This is a genomic window from Streptomyces sp. CNB091, assembly GCF_000377965.1.
The window spans coordinates 803,404-819,568 of record NZ_KB898990.1 but is presented as its reverse complement, the minus strand read 5'-3'; the positions used below and the strand labels follow the sequence as shown (position 1 = coordinate 819,568).

The window sequence follows — 16,165 nt, the reverse complement described above, 5'->3', positions numbered from 1 at the left end:
CGATGGACCCGGTCGACGCCCTGCGGCGGATCGCCTTCCTGCTGGAACGCTCCCAGGCCGCCACGTACCGGGTGAAGGCCTTCCGCACGGCCGCGGCCGCCGTGGACGCGATGGCCGCCGGGGAGGCGGCCGAGCGGGTGGCCGCGAACTCCCTGGAGCGGGTCGCCGGGATCGGACCCCGCACCGCCGAGGTGATCCGCGAGGCCCTGGCCGGGCGGACGCCCGGGTATCTGGACCGGCTGGAGGCGGAAGCCGCCGCCAAGCCGCCCGTCGAGGGGGGCGAGGATCTCTTCGCCCGGCTGACGGGCGACTGCCATATGCACTCGGACTGGTCGGACGGGGGCAGCCCGATCGAGGACATGGGGCGGACCGCCGCGGAGCTGGGGCACGCGTGGGCCGTCCTCACCGACCACTCGCCCCGGCTGACGGTGGCCCGCGGCCTGTCGCCGGAGCGGCTGCGGGAGCAGCTCGCGGTGGTGGCGCGGCTCAACGAGGTGTGGGCCCCGTTCCGGCTGCTGACGGGCATCGAGTGCGACATCTTCCCGGACGGCTCGCTCGACCAGGAGCCCGAGCTGCTGGAGCGGCTCGACGTGGTCGTGGTCTCGGTCCACTCCAAGCTGCGGATGGACCCGGAGCCGATGACCCGTCGCCTGGAGGCGGCGGTACGCCACCCGCGGGCGCATGTGCTCGGCCACTGCACGGGACGCCTGCTGGCCGGGCGCGGCCGGCCGGAGTCGCGGTTCGACGCGGACCGGGTCTTCGCGGCCTGCGCCGAGGCGGGAACGGCGGTGGAGATCAACTGCCGTCCGGAGCGGCGGGATCCGCCCCTGCGGCTGCTGCGCGCGGCCGTCGCGGCGGGGACGCTGTTCGCGATCGACACCGACGCGCACGCCCCGGGACAGCTCGCCTGGCAGCGGTCGGGATGCGCCCGCGCCGAGGAGTGCGGGGTGCGGGCCGACCGAGTGGTGACGACCTGGAGCGCGGACCGGCTCCTGGAATGGGCCCGCTGACCGCATCCGGGTGCGCACGGTCGCCGCGCGGGGGCGCGTGGCCTCCCGGGCCCACCCGCGCGGCCGCCCGCCCGGAGTTTCGGCAGGTCTCTCCGGAGCGGGCGGGCACGCGTCGGCCGGGCTACTTCTCGGGATAGACGTCCCCGGCCTCCATGGCGCTCTGCTGCTCGCTCCGGTCCCGGATCGTCCGGGACTTCTTCTCCAGCCGCTCGCGCTCGTGCGGGTCGCTCGCGCGCTCCGCGGCCTCCGCGAGCTGCTGGGCCTTCTCACGCATCTGCCGAGCCAGGTCGGCTGGTTCGTCCGGACCGCTCATCACCACTCCTTGGACGCTGGGGACCTTTGGGGCATGCCCGGCGGATCAGGGCCGGACATGCCCCAGCCCCCAGCGAACCAGCGACCGGCCGCCTCCGCATCCCGCGCGGCCCGCGCCTCTCGCGCCGGACCCGGGGTGTCCTCCGCCGCCTCCGCGTCGGCGGCGAGCGCAGGACGACGACCCGGTGGCCCCCCGTCTCACCCTGGAGTCGAGGGTGAGACTCTGCTCCGCCCAGGGGCCGGACGGCGTGCGCGGGGGCTCGAACGGAGAGACCCTTGATTCATGGCTGTTCTACTGAATCCCCCAGGAGAGACACCGCCGGCCGAGGGTTCCATCGGCGAGGCCCACCAGGAGCGCCCGGACGGAGGGCCCTGGGAGCACCCCGGCGTCTGGACCGCCCTGATCGTGATCGGCGCGCTGGTGGTCGCCGGATTCTTCCTCGCCCGGATCTTCGGCTACGGATGACGAGCCGCGAGGTGTCCGCATCGGCGCTCCGGATCACCGACGCGCTGCTGGAGGGGCACGGGCGGACGTATGCGGAGGAGGCGGGGATCCGGCTGCGTGACACTCCGCAGCCGCTCTACCAGCTCCTGGTGCTGAGTCATCTGCTGAGCGCGCGGATCCGGGCGTCGGTCGCCGTGGCCGCCGCGCGGGCGTTGTTCGCGGACGGCATGCGCACCCCGCGCCGGATGGCCGACGCGACCTGGCAGCAGCGTGTGGACGCGTTGGGCGAGGGCGGCTACCGCCGCTACGACGAGCGGACCTCCACCCAGCTCGGGGAGGGCGCACACCTCGTCCTCGACGTCTGGAAGGGCGACCTCCGCCGCCTCCGCGCGGAGGCGGACGGCGATGGGGAGGTGGTGCGTGCGGGGCTCCAGCGGGTCCAGGGGATTGGACCGGCCGGGGCCGACATCTTCGTGCGCGAGGTACAGGACCTCTGGCCGGAGACCGGGTTCCGGGCCGGAGCGAAGGGCCTCCAGGGAGCCGAGAGGCTCGGTCTGCCCACCTCCCCCGGCACGCTGGCGGAGCTTGCGCACGGCCGGAGCCGGGCGGCGCTCGCCGCGGCGCTGGTCAGGGCGGCCCTCGACCCGGAGGTCGTCGAGACCGTCCGGGAGAACGCACAGGCCCGGAAGTAGCCGGCCGCGTCGGACCCTCGTAGGGCCCCGCACGGCAGCGTCCCCGGGCGACGGGGCTTCCTCCGGCGACGATGGGAAGTACGGCCGGCGGGGCTTCCTCCGGCGACAGGAGGTGCGGCAGCGGACTCTCGCGGGTGCCCGGCGTGACGGCACGGGCACCCGCGCTCCTCTCAGCGGTCGGAGGCCGCCCGCGCCGCGCGTGCCAGGGCCTCCTCGCGGCGGGCCTCGGCCTGTTCCTTCCTGCCCTCGGCCTTCAGCCGCTCGTTCTCGAGGGCGATACCGTCCGATTCCTTGATCATGCCTTTGAGCCTCCGCGCCTTGGCGCGGGCGATGTCGGTGCTCTTTCCCACAGCTGCCTCCATGCCGCGAGGGAGATACGCGCTTCCCCCTCCACTATGCATACCCGCGCGGCGGAACGCAGGCCGCTACAGCAGTGGATCCTCGTCGTCGTCCGGCCCGCCGCCCTCGACCCGCAGCGCGAGGTCCTGGAGGACGTCCGCCGACGACACGTCGGTCTGCCCGGAGTCGTGGACCTGGGCCAGCATCGTGAACGCGAGGGTGAAGGCGCTCACGAGCTGCTCGACCGCACCGCCGACCTCGCGCCCGACGACGGTGACCACCTCCTCCACGGAGAAGTCGTCGGGGATGGCGATGTGGGGCATCGTCTCGTTCAACAGGGCGGTGACGGCGCCCGCTCCCGTGTCCAGATCTTCCCGTTCGAGGTCCGCCTCCAGCAGACGCTGCATTTCGCGCGCCTCTGTGAGGATGCCGATCACGCGCTTCACGACTTCCCGTTGCTCCATGGCCGCGAGCATAGGGCGTGCAACCCGGTCGCAACGTCCGGTCGAGTTGACTCGCGTCCGGTTGTCGCGGCGTCGCCGTAGCCGAGAAGGGGCAGGTCCATGGAGTGTGACCCGAAATCTCCCGCCGTCGAGCTGACACCGGCCGCGGCCGATCTGCTGCGACGGCTGCGGGCGGACCACGGCCCGTTGATGTTCCATCAGTCGGGCGGCTGCTGCGACGGCAGCGCGCCCATGTGCTATCCGGCCGGTGAGTTCCGTACCGGGAACGCCGACGTGCTGCTGGCGGACCTCGCCGTCGACGGAATGCCCGGGAGCGTGCCCTTCTGGATGTCGCGGAGCCAGTACGAGGTGTGGTCCCACACCCGGCTGATCGTGGACGTGGTGGAGGGCCGCGGCAGCGGGTTCTCGCTGGAGGCTCCGGAGGGGGTGCGGTTCCTCATCCGTTCCCGTCTGGTGGACGGCTGAGGCGCCACGTGCGGCAGCGCCCGCGACGCACCGCGCCGCGCCCTATCCGCGCGGCGGAGGCTTCCTGTGCGAGCGGTTCTCCAGCATCGCCCGGCGGATGCGGGCCGCCGCGGCCCGGGCGTGCTCCGGCGTCGCGGTGTGGTCGGCGACCGAGGTGACGAAGCGGTGCAGCGGCTGCCGGCAGCGGGGGCACGGGGTGTCGGTGGTGACGCGGTGGCCGTCCTCGCACTGACGGTCGGAGCACGAGCCGGGCATCAGCAGCTGTTCGGCGATGTCCTGGGCGCTCCAGCGGCGGCGGCCGTCCTCGTCCTTCTCGTTGAGGGCGTGGGCCCAGCGCAGGTTCCAGCGGCGTTCGATACGTTCCCGGAGGAGACCCGCGCTGCGGTTCGCCAGCTCCTGGTGGATCAGGTCGTGGACGGTGCTCGGGACCCGGCCGCCGAGCGCCTGGAGGAGCTGCTGAGGCAACGCCTGGAGGACGTAGCCGCGCGGGTTGCTCTTGGCGTTCTCCCGCCAGCGGTCGCAGAAACAGGTCCCGTCGGGCCGTTTCGGGGCGTGGCAGCGGCCGCACAGGCCGCGGCACTCGGCGCACAGCCCGCCGTCGAGCCCGTCCAGGTGGGGCGCGGGCGCCCGGCCGCAGGACTGGCAGCAGGCCGCGCACGGCCCGCAGAGCCGCTCGTTGCCCGCCTTCGTCGTCCAGATCCGCATCTGGCACCGGCAGCACAGGCCGGTGTTGCAGTACTCGTGGTGGGCGGCGCCCGAGTGCCGGCCGGAGGGCGGAAAAGACATCTGCCCATTGTGCGGGATGTCCGGGCGCGGCGTGGACGGGCCGTCGGCCCGGCCGGGCCGACGGCGGGTTCCGTGTCGACGGCGGGTTCCGTGTCGAGCCCGGGGGGCGGGAGTGGGCCGGGGTCAGGGGTGGAGGCCGCTGACCAGGTCGGCGGTGGCCCCGACGCCGTCGTGGATGGTCGGCGCCATGCTCGTACCGGCCAGGAAGAATCCCAGCAGGACACAGACCAGTGCGTGGGAGACCTTCAGTCCGCCGTTGCGCAGGAAGATCACTGCCAGGATCAGCATGAGCAGGACCACCGAGATCGAAACGGCCATGGCCAACCTCCTCCGCCGCGCCGGATTTGCGGCTTTCGGCCGCCAGTGTGGCGTAGCGGAGGAGCTGTTCGGCGCACCTGCGTGTCGGCCGAACGGGTACTTCCGGGCCGGGAGGCGTTACGGGGTCGGGGCGCCGTTCCCGCGGGCGCGGAGAAATCGTTCGAGTCCGGCCAGATCGTCGGTGTTGAGGTGGTCGACCCCGGCGGCGAGCAGTTCGGACCAGACGGCCTCGCGTGCGGGTCCGGGCAGGTCGGGTGTGGCCCAGAAGCGGATGCGGCGGCCTTCCCGGTGGGCGGTGGCGACGAGGGTGCGGAGCCGGTCGCGCTCGGCCAGGGGGAAGGGGCCGGCGCCGAGCCAGCCGAAGCTCTGGGTCCAGTTGGCACTGACGAGCGGGGCGAACGACGCGGGGGCCCCGGTGCCGAGGTCGTCGAGGCGGCCGTCGTAGAACGCGTACCGGGTGCGCTGCGCCTCCATGGGGACGCGGGCGGCGCGGTCGCCGGAGACGACCGGGGTGACCGCGCCGGGGTGGACGCGGCCGTGGCTGTAGCGGGTGAGGATCCGGTGGTGGCGGCGCAGTTGCCGGTCCAGTTCGCGGTAGGCGGCGACGCCGTCGGCCTTGATGTCGATAAGGAGCTGCAACGGGGTGCGGTGGTGCGGGTGGACGCTGCCGCGCCCGGCGCGGACGAGGGCGGCGAGCGGGTCAAGGTAGAGCGAGGCGAGGGTGCGGGTGGGGTCGAGCGTGGCGGGCTCATGGGCCACGAGCAGGTCGCCGCCGACGAGAAAGACGTCCGCCTCGACGCTGGTGAACCCGTGGGCGAGCGCGTCGTACAGCGGCCCGGGGTGCAGGTAGTCGTTGTGCGCGTGTGCCTGGCGTAACGGGCGCGGACCGCGCGGGCGGGCGGGTGCGGCGACCGCCGTCGCGGTGGGGACGGCGACGGCCACGGCGGCGGTGGCGAGGGCGACCGTGAGCGCGCGGCGGCGGGTGGGGTGGGCCATGGGGACTCCCTGAGCGGCGTACGTGCGGGGTGGACGGTCGCGTCGAGTATGGAGCCGCACCCCCACCGCTGGGCAGGTACCTGCCAAGAGTTGGCCGACCCGTCGCCCGCCGGTCGGCCGGGCCGCATCGGCTGTTCTCCGGGCGCCACGGTCCGTGGGCCGTGGCGTGCGCCGTTCCTCATGCGCCGTTCGCTGCTCGCGGTGCGTCGTTACCCGTGCGCCGTTCGCTGCTCACTGCGCGTCCTTCGCGTGGGGTGCTCGGGCGACAGCCGCCGGTCAGCCGACCGCCACGCGCCCGCTTCCGGCGGTCCGCTCGCCCCAGCGGACCGTACGGTCGCACCAGCGCTCCAGCAGCACCCGGTCGTGGCCGACCGCGAGCAGGGCCGCCCCGGACGCGGAGCGGTAGCGCTCGACCACGGCGACGAGGGCGGCCGTCGTGGAGGCGTCGAGCATCGCGGTCATCTCGTCGCAGATCAGCAGCCGGGGCTCCAGCACCAGGGCCCGTGCCAGGCAGGCCCGCTGGAGCTGGCCGTCGCTGACGGCGTGCGGGCGGCGCTCCAGCAGCTCATCGGAGAGACCGACCAAGGGGGCCAGTTCCGCCACCCGCTCGGGGACGTCCCGGCGGCGCCCGGTGGACCGCAGCGGCTGGGCGATCAGTTCGCGCAGGCTGAGCCGGGGGTCGGCGGAGAGCCGGGGCTGCTGGAAGACGACGCCGACGGCCGTGCGCTGCTCGCGCGGGGCCCGGTGCCGCCAGCCGCGTACGACCGTGCCGTCGAGGGTCATGGTTCCGGCGTCCGGGCGGTGCAGGAAAGCGGCGACCTTGGCCAGGGTGGACTTGCCGCAGCCGCTGGGGCCCAGCAGCCCGACCGCCTCGCCCGCCGCGACGTGCAGGGAGACATCGCGGACGACGGGGTCGCGGCGGTCGTATCCGGCGGTGATCCGGGTCAGCTCAAGCATCGGCGGCCTCCTTGAGGGGATGCGTCCGGCCGGGCAGTGCGTGGTGGCAGGCCAGGTCCGACACGAAGGCCGGGCGTTCGCCGGCGCAGCGGGCGTCCGCGTGCGCGCAGCGGGCGGCGAAGGCGCAGCCGTCGGGCAGCGACCCCAGCTCCGGCGGCATCCCGGGGATCGGGGCGAAGTCCCGCTCGGGCAGGGCGTCCAGCAGGCCCTGGGCGTACGGGTGGCGGGGGCCGGGTGCGCCGAAGAAGGGGCCCGCTGCGGCGATCTCGACGATCCGGCCCGCGTACATCACGGCGACCCGGTCCGCGATCCGCATCGCGGCGGCCAGGTCGTGGGTGATGATCAGCAGCGCCCGGCCCTCGTCGGTATGGCGGCGCAGTTCGTCGACGGTCCGCTCGACGAGGTCCCGGTCGAGCCCGGTGGTCGGTTCGTCGGCGAGTAGCAGCGGAGCGTCGCCGACCAGGGCGAGGGCGGTCGCGGCGCGCTGGGCGAGGCCGCCGGAGAGCTCGTGCGGGTAGCGGTCGAGGTGGTCCGCGGGGAACGAGGCGCGGTCGGCGGCTGCCACGGCGGCCTTCGGCAGCTCGCTCCCCCGCACCCCGGTCAGCTCGCGCAGGCTCTCCTCCAGCTGGGCCCGGACCGTGCGCACGGGGGTGAGGTGGGCGGCGGGACTCTGCGGTACGAGGCCGATGCGCCGTCCCCGTACGGTGCGGGCGAGGGTGCGCTCGTCGGCGGTGAGCAGGTCCGTGTCCCCGCCGAGCACCGCGCTGCCGGTGGTCGCCGCGTTGGCGGGCAGCAGCCCGAGCAGGGCCGAGGCCAGGACCGACTTGCCGCAGCCGCTCTCGCCGACCAGGGCCAGGCACTCCCCCGGCGCGACGGAGAACCGGACGTCGGTGACGGCCGCGATGTCCCGGCCGCCGCGCATCCGGAAGCGGACGGAGAGGTTCTCGACCGCGAGGACGGGGGGCACGGCGGATTCAGGGGCGCGGGTCACAGCATCAGCTCCGATTTCCGGCGCGGGTTGATCCGGTCGCGCCAGGCTCCGGCGAGCCCCGCGAGCGCGAGGGTCGGGATGATCAGGAAGAGGCCGGGGAAGAGGGTCGGCCACCAGTCCCCCGCGAGCAGCGAACCGCGCGCGGACTGGACGAGGTTGCCGAGGCTCGCCTGATGGGCCGGGAGCCCCAGCCCGAGGAAGGACAGCGCCGACTCGTGCCACATCGCGTGCGGCACCATCAGCACCGCCGCCAGCCCGGCCTGCGGGAGCACCCCGGGCAGCAGGTGCCGCACGATGACCCGGGTACGGGAGGCGCCGCCGGAGACCGCCGCGTCGATGAAGGGGCGCGAGCGCAGCGAAAGCACCTCCGAGCGGACGATCCGGGCGGTGGACAGCCAGTGCGTCAGGGCGACCGAGATGATCACCGGCCAGACGCCGGGCCGGAACATCGCGACGATGAAGATGCCGAGGAGCAGGTGCGGCACGGAGGACAGGGCGTCGACGACCCGCATGACGACCCGGTCCGTCCAGCCGCCGAACGCCCCGGCGAGGGCGCCGATCGCGGTGCCGATGACGGTGGCGGTGAGGGCCGCGACCAGGCCGACGAGCAGCGATACGCGCAGGCCGTAGACGCAGCGCAGCAGGAGGTCGCGGCCGACGTCGTCGGTGCCGAACGGGTGGGCCCAGGACGGCGGGTCGAGCTTGTTGGCCAGGTCGACGGCCTGCTGGTCGAGCTGGGCCAGCGGCGGCACGACGAGGACGGCGAGCGCCACGGCGACGACGATCGTGGCCGAGGTGACGATCCGGACGCGGCGGGTGGTGCGGCCGGGGAGGGCGAGCGCGGTCTCAGCCATCGAAGGCCACCCGGGGGTCGGCGAGTCCGTAGAGGAGGTCGGAGAGGAGGTTGCCGAGCAGTACGGCGGCGGTGGCGAGCACCGTGAGCGCGGCGAGCAGGGAGAAGTCCACCGAGGTGGCGGCCTCCACCGTGGCGGCGGCGATGCCGGGCCAGCTGAACACCGTCTCCACGAGCAGCGCGCCGGTGATGAGTTCGGGGACGCGGGAGCCGATCAGGGTGAGCATCGGCAGCATCCCGGAGCGCAGGGCGTGGCCGAGGAGCACGGTGCGCTCGCTCAGCCCCCGGGCGCGGGCGCCGCGCACCGGGTCCTCGGCCAGCGCGTCGGCGACGCCCTGGCGTACGTACAGGAAGAACCACGGCAGCTGGGAGACGCCGAGGACGGCGGCGGGCAGCACCAGGTGGGAGGCGACCTGGCCGAAGGTGACGACGTCGCTGCCGGCGTCGGTGAGTCCGCCGGCCGGGAGGACGTCCAGCTTGAGGGCGAAGAACCAGATGGCGAGCAGCCCGAGCCAGAAGGCGGGGGCGGCCTCCAGGGTGTACGCGGCGGAGCTGACGCACCGGTCGAGCCAGCCGCCGGGCCTGCGGGCGGCGAGGACGCCGAGGCCGGTGCCGAGCAGGATCGCGACGAGGAAGGCGGTGGCGGCGAGCAGGACGGACCAGCCCATGCGCTCGGCGATGACGTCGGCGACCGGCTGGCGCATCACGCTGGAGTCCCCGAAGTCGCCCCGGAGCGCCGAGGTCAGCCAGTCCCACCAGCGGGCGACGAGCGGCTGGTCGACGCCGAGGTTGGCCCGCAGCTGGTCGAGGTTCTCCTGCGATGCGGTGAGGCCGGCGGTGCCCGCGTAGGCCTTCACCGGGTCGAAGGGGGACGCGGCGGCGACGGCGAAGACGCCGAAGGTGACGACGCCGAGGACGGGGACGGCGAACAGGACTCGCCGTCCCGCCATCCGCGCCATCGGCCCCCAGGGGAGGCTTCGGCTCACTTCTTGGAGCCTCCGGAACCCTCGGTGGACCACTTCTCCACGTTCCACCAGGGGCCGGAGGCCAGCCCGTGGTCGTGCGGCTCGACCTGGGTGGTGAGGGGGCCGAAGCGGCTCTCGACGACGTAGAGGTGGTCGATGTGGGTGAGGAAGGTGTAGCCCGGGTTCTTCACCAGCTCGCGCTGGACGGTGTCGTAGGCCTTCTTGCGCTCGGCCTTGTCGCCGCTCCTGCGGCCGGCCTCGATCGCGGCGTCGACGGCCTTGTTGTCGTACCAGGCCATGTTGTTGAAGCCGTCGCCCGCGAGGGAGGACTTCAGCAGGGTGTACTGGTCGAAGTCGGGATCGGCGGGCGAGCCGCCGCCCGCGAGCACGGCGTCGTGCTTCATCCGGGGCTCGATGACCTCCCAGGTGCCGGCCTCGGCGGTGATGGCGATGCCGGCCTTCTTGGCGTCGGAGGCGTAGGCGAGGGCGTGCTCCTGGCGGAGCTTGTCGCCGGTGAGATACCAGAGCGGGAAGGCGGCACGGACGCCGTCCTTGACCCGGACGCCGTCCTTGCCGGGCTTCCATCCGGCCTCGTCCAGGATCTTCTTCGCGGCGGCGAGGTCGTGGGGGCGCTCGGTGCCCTTGGTGAACCACTCGCTGTCGGTGGGGACGGGCCCGTAGGCGGGCTTGCCCTCGCCGTTGAGGATGGCGTCGACCATGGTCTCGCGGTCGACGGCGACGTCGAGGGCGCGGCGCACGGCGGTGTCGCCGGCGACCTTGTTGTGGGTCGGGAGGGTCACCGTGCGGTAGTCGTAGGTGGTGGCGGCGACCGTCTTCTTGCTCTTGTCGTCGGCGAAGCCCTTGGCGAGGTTGGGCGGCAGGATCGCGCCGTCGAGGTCGCCGGAGCGCAGCCGGGTGGCGCGCACGTCGTCGTCCTTGATGATCGCCATGGTGAACTTCTTCACCTCGGGTTCGCCGCCCCAGTAGTGGGGGTTGGCGGTGAAGCTGATCTTCTCGCCCTTGGACCACTTGGTGAGGACGTAGGGCCCGGTGCCGATGGGGCGGGTGGTGAAGTCCCCGGTGTTGACGTCCTGCTCGCCCGCGATGTGCTGGGGGGCGATGGGCAGGACGGTGCGCTGGGCGAACGGCGCGTAGGGGTACTTCAGCGTGAAGACGACGGTGTCCTCGCCCTTCGCCGTGACGTCCTTGACGGCGTCCAGCTCGGTGCGGGAGGCGTTGTTGGTCTTCTCGTCGAGGATGGTGCGGTAGGTGAAGACGACGTCCTTGGCCCCGAACGGCTTCCCGTCGCTGAACTTCACGCCCTGGCGCAGCTTGTACGTGTACGTCAGACCGTCGGCGCTGACCTCGGGGAGTTCGGCGGCCAGGGCGGGGCGGAGCTTCATGTCGCCGTCCAGGGCGAGCAGTCCGTCGAAGATCTTGGAGTTGCCGTCCTTGCCGTAGCCGAGCAGCGGGCTGAGGCTGTCGGGCTCGTAGGCGATGCCGACGACGGCCGAGGTCGACCCCGATCCGGAACCGCTCCTGGCGGTGTCCGGGTTCGAGCAGGCGGCTGCTGTCAGGGACAGTGCGGTCGCCATCGTCGCGGCGAGCGCCACCCGTATCGATCGGGCCGTCATAGTCTGCACATCCCTGTTCAAGATCGGCTGTTATTGCGAACAGTGTGCAATTAAACATCACGTAAAAGACCCTGGTACAGCCCGCCTCGACAGACGAGACGGGTGCACCAGGGCCGATGCGTCCGAGGGCGCCCCTACGGAGCCGGAAGTTCCGCCAGCTCCGCGACGGCCTGACGGTGACGGCCCGCCGTGCCGTACGCGATCGAGTCGGCCTTGGCGCGCTTCAGGTAGAGGTGCGCGGGGTGTTCCCAGGTCATGCCGATCCCGCCGTGCAGCTGTACGCACTCCTCGGCGGCGTGGACCGCGACGCCGGAGCAGTACGCCTGGGCCACCGCGACCGCGAGCGGGGCGTCGGGGCTGCCGGTGGCGAGGGCGTCGGCGGCGTTGCGGGCGGCGGCGCGGGCCGAGACGACCTCCAGCCAGAGTTGCGCCATCCGGTGCTTGAGCGACTGGAACGAGCCCACGGGCCGGTTGAACTGGTGGCGTTCCCGGGTATACCGGACGGTCTCGGTCAGACACCACTCCGCGAGGCCGAGCTGTTCGGAGGCGAGCAGTCCGGCCCCGGCGAGCAGTCCGCGCCGTACGGCGGTGGCGCTCGCGTCCGCGTCGGCCAGCAGGGTCCCGGCGGCCCCGGTCAGGGTGACGGCGGCCGGCGGCCGGGTCAGGTCGAGCGGGACGAGCGGCTGTACGGCGACGCCGGGGTCGGCCGTCCCGACGGCGTACAGCCCCTCGGCGGTCGGCACCAGCAGCACATCGGCCACCGCCGCGTCGGCGACGCCGCGTACCGTCCCGTCCAGTGAGGCGAGCACCGCGTCCGCCCCGGCGGGCGGGGTCGCGAAGGGCACGGCGAGGACGGCCGTACGGGCGCCGGAGGCCAGCTCGCCCAGGAGCGCGGCGCCCGGACCGTTCTCGGCGCCCAGGGCGAGCAGCGTCTCGGTGGCCACGACGGAGCTGGTCAGATACGGGGCGGGGGCCACGGACCGGCCGAGCTCCTCCAGGACCACGGCGGCCTCGCGGTGGGACGCGCCCTGGCCGCCGAGCTCCTCCGGCACGAGGAGTCCGGCCGCGCCGATGCCGGTGGCGAGCGAGGTCCACAGCCGCTGGTCGTACGGCGTGTCGGACTCGGTCGCCGCGATCACCGTAGGCGCGTCGGCCCGGTCGGCGAGGAGGGCGCGCACGGCGGCGCGCAGGTCCTCCTCGTCCCTGGAGTAGAGCAGGTCGGGGGTGGCGGGGGGCTGGGCGGGCGCGCTCATCGGCTCAGGTCCTTCCAGGCGACGTCCTTGTCGTTGCGCGGTTCGGAGGGCAGGCCGAGGACGCGCTCGGCCACGATGTTCAGCAGGACCTCGCTGGTGCCGCCCTCGATGGAGTTGCCTTTGGAGCGCAGATAGCGGTAGCCGGCGTCCCGTCCGGTGAAGTCGACGAGCTCCGGGCGGCTCATGGTCCAGTCGCCGTACAACAGGCCTTCGTCGCCGAGCAGTTCGACTTCCAGGCCGCTGATCTCCTGGTTGAGCCGGGCGAAGGCGAGCTTCATGCCCGAGCCCTCGGGGCCCGGCTGTCCGGCGACGAGCTGCTGACGGAGCCGCTCGCCGGTGAGCCGGGCGACCTCGGCCTCCACCCAGAGGGTCAGCAGCCGCTGGTGGGTGTCGGGGGTGCGCAGTTCGGGGCGCTCGCGCCAGGTCCTGGCGACCGGGCCGATCATGCCGCCCTCACGGGGGATGCGGGAGCCGCCGATGGAGACGCGCTCGTTCATCAGGGTGGTCTGCGCGACTTTCCAGCCCTCGCCGACGGGGCCGAGGCGGTGGCTGTCGGGGATACGTACGCCGGTGAGGAAGACCTCGTTGAACTCGGCCTCGCCGGTGATCTGGCGCAGCGGCCGGACCTCGACGCCGGGGTCGGTCATGTCGCAGATGAAGTAGCTGATGCCCCGGTGCTTGGGCAGGTCCGGGTCGGTGCGGGCGATGAGGATCGCCCAGCGGGCCAGGTGGGCACTGGACGTCCAGACCTTCTGGCCGTCGACGATCCAGTCACCGCCCTCGTCCCTGACGGCACGGGTGGCGAGGGCCGCGAGGTCGGATCCGGCGCCGGGCTCGCTGAACAGCTGGCACCAGACCTCCTCCCCCACCCACAGCGGGCGCAGGAAGCGGCGCTTCTGCTCGTCGGTGCCGAAGCCGAGGATGGTGGGCGCGGCCATGCCGAGGCCGATGCCGATGCGGCGCGGGTCGTTGTCCGGCGCGTCGGCGGCGGCGAGTTCGGTGTCGACGGCCTGCTGGAGGGAGCGGGGCGCGTCGAGTCCGCCGAGGCCCACCGGGTAGTGGACCCAGGCCAGGCCGGCGTCGAAGCGGGCCTTCAGGAAGTCGGTGCGGTCGGTGGTGGCGGGCGGGTGCGCGGCGAGCAGTTCGCGGGTGCGGCGGCGGACCTCGGCGGCGTCGACGGCGGGGCTCATCGGTCTCCTCCTGCCAGGACGACGATGCGGCCGGTGCTGGTGCCGTCGGCGACGCGCTGGACGGCGTCGGCCGCTCGGGCCATCGCGACGCGCTCGCTGACCAGGGGTTTGACGATGCCCTGCTCGGCGAGCTTGGTCAGTTCGTCGTGGCAGGCGCGGACGGCGGCCGGGTCCTTGGTGTTGTACAGGCCCCAGTGCAACCCGACGACGGAGTAGTTCTTCACCAAGGCGTGGTTGAGGCCCGGGGTGGGGATGACGCCGCTGGCGAAGCCGACGACGAGGATGCGGCCCTCGAAGGCGACGCACTTGGCGGACTTGGCGTACGCGTCGCCGCCGACCGGGTCGTAGACGACGTCCGCACCGCGCCCGCCGGTGGCTTCCTTCACGGCGGCGACGATGTCCTCGCCGCGCCGGTCGATGACCAGGTCGCAGCCGAGCTCACGGGCGACGGCCGCCTTCTCCGGGCCGCCGACGACGCCGATGACCTTCGCGCCGGCCGCCCTGCCGAGCTGGACGGCGGCGCTGCCGACGCCTCCGGCCGCCGCGTGGACGAGGAGGGTCTCGCCGGGCTGGAGGCGGGCGCGGCGGTGCAGGCCGAACCAGCCGGTCTGGTAGCCGATGTGCAGGGCGGCCGCCTCGGCGTCGTCCAGCGCGTCGGGAGCGGGCAGCAGGGCCGCCTCGTCCGCGACCACGTAGTCGGCGAAGCCGCCGTGGGGCAGGGCGGGGGTGGCGAGGACCCGCCGCCCGTCCTCGGTGCTGCCGCACACCTCGACGCCCGGGGTGAACGGCAGCGGCGGCCGCACCTGGTACTGGCCCCGGCAGAGCAGGGCGTCGGGGAAGTTGACGTTCGCCGCGCGGACCTCGACGAGCACCTGCCCGTCGCCGGGCGTGGGCCGGTCCGTCTCCTCCAGCCGCATCACCTCGCCCGGCTCGCCGTTCCGGTGCACTCGCCATGCCTGCATGAGGGGCCTCCACAACACTGTCGGCATCAACCGCTGGAGCGGTCGGCATTACCACTGCTGCGCCGCATACTAAGCGGTCGCTTGCCGATCTGGGAACACCTCGGGCCAGCCCCCGGGGGCCTCGGGCCCACCCCGGACTTCAGGCGCGCTTCGGCTTCGCCCGCACGTGCATGCGCTCGCCCTGCGGACCGAAGAGGCTGAGGAACTCCACCGTCGCGTCCTCGGCCGGGCCGAACCAGTGCGGCAGCCGGGTGTCGAACTCGGCGGCCTCGCCGGGCTCCAGCACCAGATCGTGTTCGGCGAGCAGCAGTCGCAGCTTCCCGGAGAGCACGAACAGCCACTCGTACCCCTCGTGCGTGCGCTGTTCCGGCGGGCCGCCGCTGCCGGGCTCCTGGATCAGCTTGTACGCCTGGAGGCCGCCCGGCCGGGCGGTCAGCGGCAGCATGGTCCGGCCGTGCTGCACGATCGGCTTGGCCCGCACGCGCGGATCGCCGACGGGTGCGGCGCCCACCAGGTCGTCGAGGGGCACCTCGTGAGCGCGGGCGATCGGCAGCATCAGCTCAAGGCTGGGGCGGCGGCCGCCGGACTCCAGCCGGGAAAGCGTGGAGACGGATATGCCGGTGGCCGCCGAGAGCGCGGCGAGGGTGACCCCGCGGTCCTTGCGCAGCCGGCGCAGGCGGGGGCCGACGCCGGAGAGGACGGACTCCAGTTCCGGGTCGTCCCGGTCGTGTTCCTTCATCCGGCCATTGCAGGATCGGCAAGCCGGTTTGTCAATACGGTCAGAGGGCGAAGACCTCGAAGGTGACCGCGGGCCGGCCGCCGAACCGCTCGGCCGCGTCCTTCGCCATGCCCTCCAGGAAGGTCCGGCAGTAGCGCTCCGGGTCCTCCTGGGTCAGCGCCTCGATATACGTGCGGTGCTCCAGCAGCGACCGGACCGAGCGTTCGAGACCCGCGGTCGCGTCGACCGCGTGGGTGGGCCGGTCGCTGCCCGCCACGGCGGTCCAGCGCACCCCGTCCCACGGATCGAGTCCCTGTTCGCCCAGTTCCGGGAAGATCCAGCGGTTGCCCGCGTCGGCGACGGCGTCCAGGGCGGCGCGCCCGACCGCGCGGTGGTCGGGGGTGTTCCAGGCGGCCCCGCCCCAGGTGTCCCGGTGGTTGAGGGTGACCACCAGTTCCGGGCGGTGCCGGCGGATGGCCGCGGCGATGTCGCGGCGCAGCCCGATGCCGTACTCGATCACGCCGTCGCGGTGGTCCAGGAACTCCACGGTCCGCACGCCGACGACGGCGGCGCTCGCCCGCTGCTCCCGCTCGCGCACCGGCGCGCACTCCTCGGGCGGCAGCGTGTCGATCCCGGCCTCGCCACGGCTGGCGAGGAGGTAGACGACCTCACGGCCGCCGTCGGTCCACTCCGCCACGGCGGCGGCCGCTCCGTACTCCAGGTCGTCGGGGTGGGCGACCACGGCCAGGGCGCGCTGCCAGTCGACGGGCATGGGTTCGAGTCGCTGCGACGTCATACGGGCAGGCTACCCACGT

Annotated in this window: 20 protein-coding genes; 4 read left to right on the top strand and 16 right to left on the bottom strand. The window is 73.5% G+C overall.

Features of this window, described 5'->3' with window-relative positions:
• Positions 1–2 precede the first annotated feature (2 nt).
• Positions 3–1,010 (top strand): PHP domain-containing protein, encoded by a 1,008-nt coding sequence (locus D581_RS0103520; RefSeq protein WP_020679166.1) that lies wholly within the window; start codon positions 3–5, stop codon positions 1,008–1,010.
• 121 nt (positions 1,011–1,131) lie between these two features.
• Here the strand turns inward: D581_RS0103520 and D581_RS0103515 are convergent, their stop codons facing one another.
• Positions 1,132–1,323: a DUF6381 family protein gene (locus tag D581_RS0103515; protein ID WP_018955846.1), complete on the bottom strand. Its 192-nt coding sequence runs from the start codon at positions 1,321–1,323 to the stop codon at positions 1,132–1,134.
• A 282-nt stretch (positions 1,324–1,605) separates the two neighbouring features.
• On the opposite strand from D581_RS0103515, the gene D581_RS0103510 reads away from it, so the two are divergent.
• Together D581_RS0103510 and D581_RS0103505 are read left to right on the top strand one after the other, a co-directional pair.
• On the top strand, positions 1,606–1,788 hold the full coding sequence (locus tag D581_RS0103510) for a DUF6480 family protein (RefSeq protein WP_018955845.1): 183 nt from the start codon (positions 1,606–1,608) through the stop codon (positions 1,786–1,788).
• Positions 1,785–2,459 carry a hypothetical protein gene (locus D581_RS0103505; RefSeq protein ID WP_018955844.1) on the top strand — a complete coding sequence of 225 codons (675 nt, stop codon included), beginning with the start codon at positions 1,785–1,787 and terminating at the stop codon, positions 2,457–2,459. Before D581_RS0103510 ends, D581_RS0103505 begins: the two co-directional genes overlap by 4 nt.
• 170 nt (positions 2,460–2,629) lie before the next feature.
• Here D581_RS0103505 and D581_RS0103500 read toward each other — a convergent pair whose 3' ends face one another.
• Together D581_RS0103500 and D581_RS0103495 are read right to left on the bottom strand one after the other, a co-directional pair.
• A complete protein-coding gene (locus tag D581_RS0103500) occupies positions 2,630–2,809 on the bottom strand; it encodes a hypothetical protein (RefSeq protein ID WP_018955843.1) in 180 nt (59 codons plus the stop codon).
• Positions 2,810–2,884: 75 nt separating this feature from the next.
• Complete coding sequence (locus D581_RS0103495; protein WP_018955842.1) at positions 2,885–3,274, bottom strand: hypothetical protein; 390 nt, start codon at positions 3,272–3,274, stop codon at positions 2,885–2,887.
• 87 nt (positions 3,275–3,361) lie between these two features.
• On the opposite strand from D581_RS0103495, the gene D581_RS0103490 reads away from it, so the two are divergent.
• The gene (locus D581_RS0103490; protein WP_018955841.1) at positions 3,362–3,727 is read left to right on the top strand and encodes a DUF779 domain-containing protein; all 366 of its coding nucleotides are present in this window, start codon (positions 3,362–3,364) and stop codon (positions 3,725–3,727) included.
• 42 nt (positions 3,728–3,769) lie between these two features.
• On the opposite strand, the gene D581_RS0103485 is transcribed toward D581_RS0103490, so the two are convergent.
• From D581_RS0103485 to D581_RS0103425, 13 genes are all read right to left on the bottom strand, one after another.
• A complete protein-coding gene (locus D581_RS0103485) occupies positions 3,770–4,513 on the bottom strand; it encodes a hypothetical protein (protein ID WP_026290156.1) in 744 nt (247 codons plus the stop codon).
• Between the two features lie 123 nt (positions 4,514–4,636).
• Positions 4,637–4,831 carry a hypothetical protein gene (locus D581_RS0103480; protein ID WP_018955839.1) on the bottom strand — a complete coding sequence of 65 codons (195 nt, stop codon included), beginning with the start codon at positions 4,829–4,831 and terminating at the stop codon, positions 4,637–4,639.
• Between the two features lie 117 nt (positions 4,832–4,948).
• The gene (locus D581_RS0103475) at positions 4,949–5,827 is read right to left on the bottom strand and encodes a phosphatidylinositol-specific phospholipase C/glycerophosphodiester phosphodiesterase family protein (protein WP_018955838.1); all 879 of its coding nucleotides are present in this window, start codon (positions 5,825–5,827) and stop codon (positions 4,949–4,951) included.
• A 276-nt stretch (positions 5,828–6,103) separates the two neighbouring features.
• Positions 6,104–6,784 (bottom strand): ATP-binding cassette domain-containing protein, encoded by a 681-nt coding sequence (locus D581_RS0103470; RefSeq protein ID WP_018955837.1) that lies wholly within the window; start codon positions 6,782–6,784, stop codon positions 6,104–6,106.
• Positions 6,777–7,706: an ABC transporter ATP-binding protein gene (locus D581_RS0103465; RefSeq protein ID WP_486585787.1), complete on the bottom strand. Its 930-nt coding sequence runs from the start codon at positions 7,704–7,706 to the stop codon at positions 6,777–6,779. Before D581_RS0103465 ends, D581_RS0103470 begins: the two co-directional genes overlap by 8 nt.
• Positions 7,707–7,771: 65 nt before the next feature.
• Entirely contained in the window at positions 7,772–8,629 is an 858-nt protein-coding gene (locus D581_RS0103460; RefSeq protein WP_018955835.1) for an ABC transporter permease, read from the bottom strand.
• Positions 8,622–9,587 carry an ABC transporter permease gene (locus D581_RS0103455; RefSeq protein WP_018955834.1) on the bottom strand — a complete coding sequence of 322 codons (966 nt, stop codon included), beginning with the start codon at positions 9,585–9,587 and terminating at the stop codon, positions 8,622–8,624. Before D581_RS0103455 ends, D581_RS0103460 begins: the two co-directional genes overlap by 8 nt.
• A 23-nt stretch (positions 9,588–9,610) precedes the next feature.
• On the bottom strand, positions 9,611–11,227 hold the full coding sequence (locus D581_RS0103450; RefSeq protein WP_026290155.1) for an ABC transporter substrate-binding protein: 1,617 nt from the start codon (positions 11,225–11,227) through the stop codon (positions 9,611–9,613).
• Between the two features lie 134 nt (positions 11,228–11,361).
• A complete protein-coding gene (locus D581_RS0103445; protein ID WP_018955832.1) occupies positions 11,362–12,480 on the bottom strand; it encodes an acyl-CoA dehydrogenase family protein in 1,119 nt (372 codons plus the stop codon).
• Complete coding sequence (locus D581_RS0103440; RefSeq protein WP_018955831.1) at positions 12,477–13,670, bottom strand: acyl-CoA dehydrogenase family protein; 1,194 nt, start codon at positions 13,668–13,670, stop codon at positions 12,477–12,479. The genes D581_RS0103445 and D581_RS0103440 overlap by 4 nt, the downstream gene beginning before the upstream one ends.
• Positions 13,667–14,632 (bottom strand): NADPH:quinone oxidoreductase family protein, encoded by a 966-nt coding sequence (locus tag D581_RS0103435; RefSeq protein WP_026290154.1) that lies wholly within the window; start codon positions 14,630–14,632, stop codon positions 13,667–13,669. The genes D581_RS0103440 and D581_RS0103435 overlap by 4 nt, the downstream gene beginning before the upstream one ends.
• 139 nt (positions 14,633–14,771) lie before the next feature.
• The gene (locus tag D581_RS0103430) at positions 14,772–15,371 is read right to left on the bottom strand and encodes a helix-turn-helix domain-containing protein (protein ID WP_018955829.1); all 600 of its coding nucleotides are present in this window, start codon (positions 15,369–15,371) and stop codon (positions 14,772–14,774) included.
• Positions 15,372–15,411: 40 nt separating this feature from the next.
• Positions 15,412–16,146, bottom strand: a complete 735-nt coding sequence (locus tag D581_RS0103425; RefSeq protein WP_020679165.1) for a PIG-L deacetylase family protein — start codon at positions 16,144–16,146, stop codon at positions 15,412–15,414.
• Positions 16,147–16,165: the final 19 nt, after the last annotated feature.

Coding starts and splice junctions, on each gene's coding strand:
- D581_RS0103460 (WP_018955835.1), bottom strand. CDS start 8,629: ATGGCTGAGACCGCGCTCGCCCTCCCCGGCCGCACCACCCGCCGCGTC.
- D581_RS0103520 (WP_020679166.1), top strand. CDS start 3: ATGGACCCGGTCGACGCCCTGCGGCGGATCGCCTTCCTGCTGGAACGC.
- D581_RS0103465 (WP_486585787.1), bottom strand. CDS start 7,706: ATGCGCGGCGGCCGGGACATCGCGGCCGTCACCGACGTCCGGTTCTCC.
- D581_RS0103435 (WP_026290154.1), bottom strand. CDS start 14,632: ATGCAGGCATGGCGAGTGCACCGGAACGGCGAGCCGGGCGAGGTGATG.
- D581_RS0103475 (WP_018955838.1), bottom strand. CDS start 5,827: ATGGCCCACCCCACCCGCCGCCGCGCGCTCACGGTCGCCCTCGCCACC.
- D581_RS0103445 (WP_018955832.1), bottom strand. CDS start 12,480: ATGAGCGCGCCCGCCCAGCCCCCCGCCACCCCCGACCTGCTCTACTCC.
- D581_RS0103510 (WP_018955845.1), top strand. CDS start 1,606: ATGGCTGTTCTACTGAATCCCCCAGGAGAGACACCGCCGGCCGAGGGT.
- D581_RS0103490 (WP_018955841.1), top strand. CDS start 3,362: ATGGAGTGTGACCCGAAATCTCCCGCCGTCGAGCTGACACCGGCCGCG.
- D581_RS0103495 (WP_018955842.1), bottom strand. CDS start 3,274: ATGCTCGCGGCCATGGAGCAACGGGAAGTCGTGAAGCGCGTGATCGGC.
- D581_RS0103485 (WP_026290156.1), bottom strand. CDS start 4,513: ATGTCTTTTCCGCCCTCCGGCCGGCACTCGGGCGCCGCCCACCACGAG.
- D581_RS0103455 (WP_018955834.1), bottom strand. CDS start 9,587: ATGGCGCGGATGGCGGGACGGCGAGTCCTGTTCGCCGTCCCCGTCCTC.
- D581_RS0103440 (WP_018955831.1), bottom strand. CDS start 13,670: ATGAGCCCCGCCGTCGACGCCGCCGAGGTCCGCCGCCGCACCCGCGAA.
- D581_RS0103450 (WP_026290155.1), bottom strand. CDS start 11,227: ATGACGGCCCGATCGATACGGGTGGCGCTCGCCGCGACGATGGCGACC.
- D581_RS0103470 (WP_018955837.1), bottom strand. CDS start 6,784: ATGCTTGAGCTGACCCGGATCACCGCCGGATACGACCGCCGCGACCCC.
- D581_RS0103430 (WP_018955829.1), bottom strand. CDS start 15,371: ATGAAGGAACACGACCGGGACGACCCGGAACTGGAGTCCGTCCTCTCC.
- D581_RS0103425 (WP_020679165.1), bottom strand. CDS start 16,146: ATGACGTCGCAGCGACTCGAACCCATGCCCGTCGACTGGCAGCGCGCC.
- D581_RS0103505 (WP_018955844.1), top strand. CDS start 1,785: ATGACGAGCCGCGAGGTGTCCGCATCGGCGCTCCGGATCACCGACGCG.
- D581_RS0103480 (WP_018955839.1), bottom strand. CDS start 4,831: ATGGCCGTTTCGATCTCGGTGGTCCTGCTCATGCTGATCCTGGCAGTG.
- D581_RS0103515 (WP_018955846.1), bottom strand. CDS start 1,323: ATGAGCGGTCCGGACGAACCAGCCGACCTGGCTCGGCAGATGCGTGAG.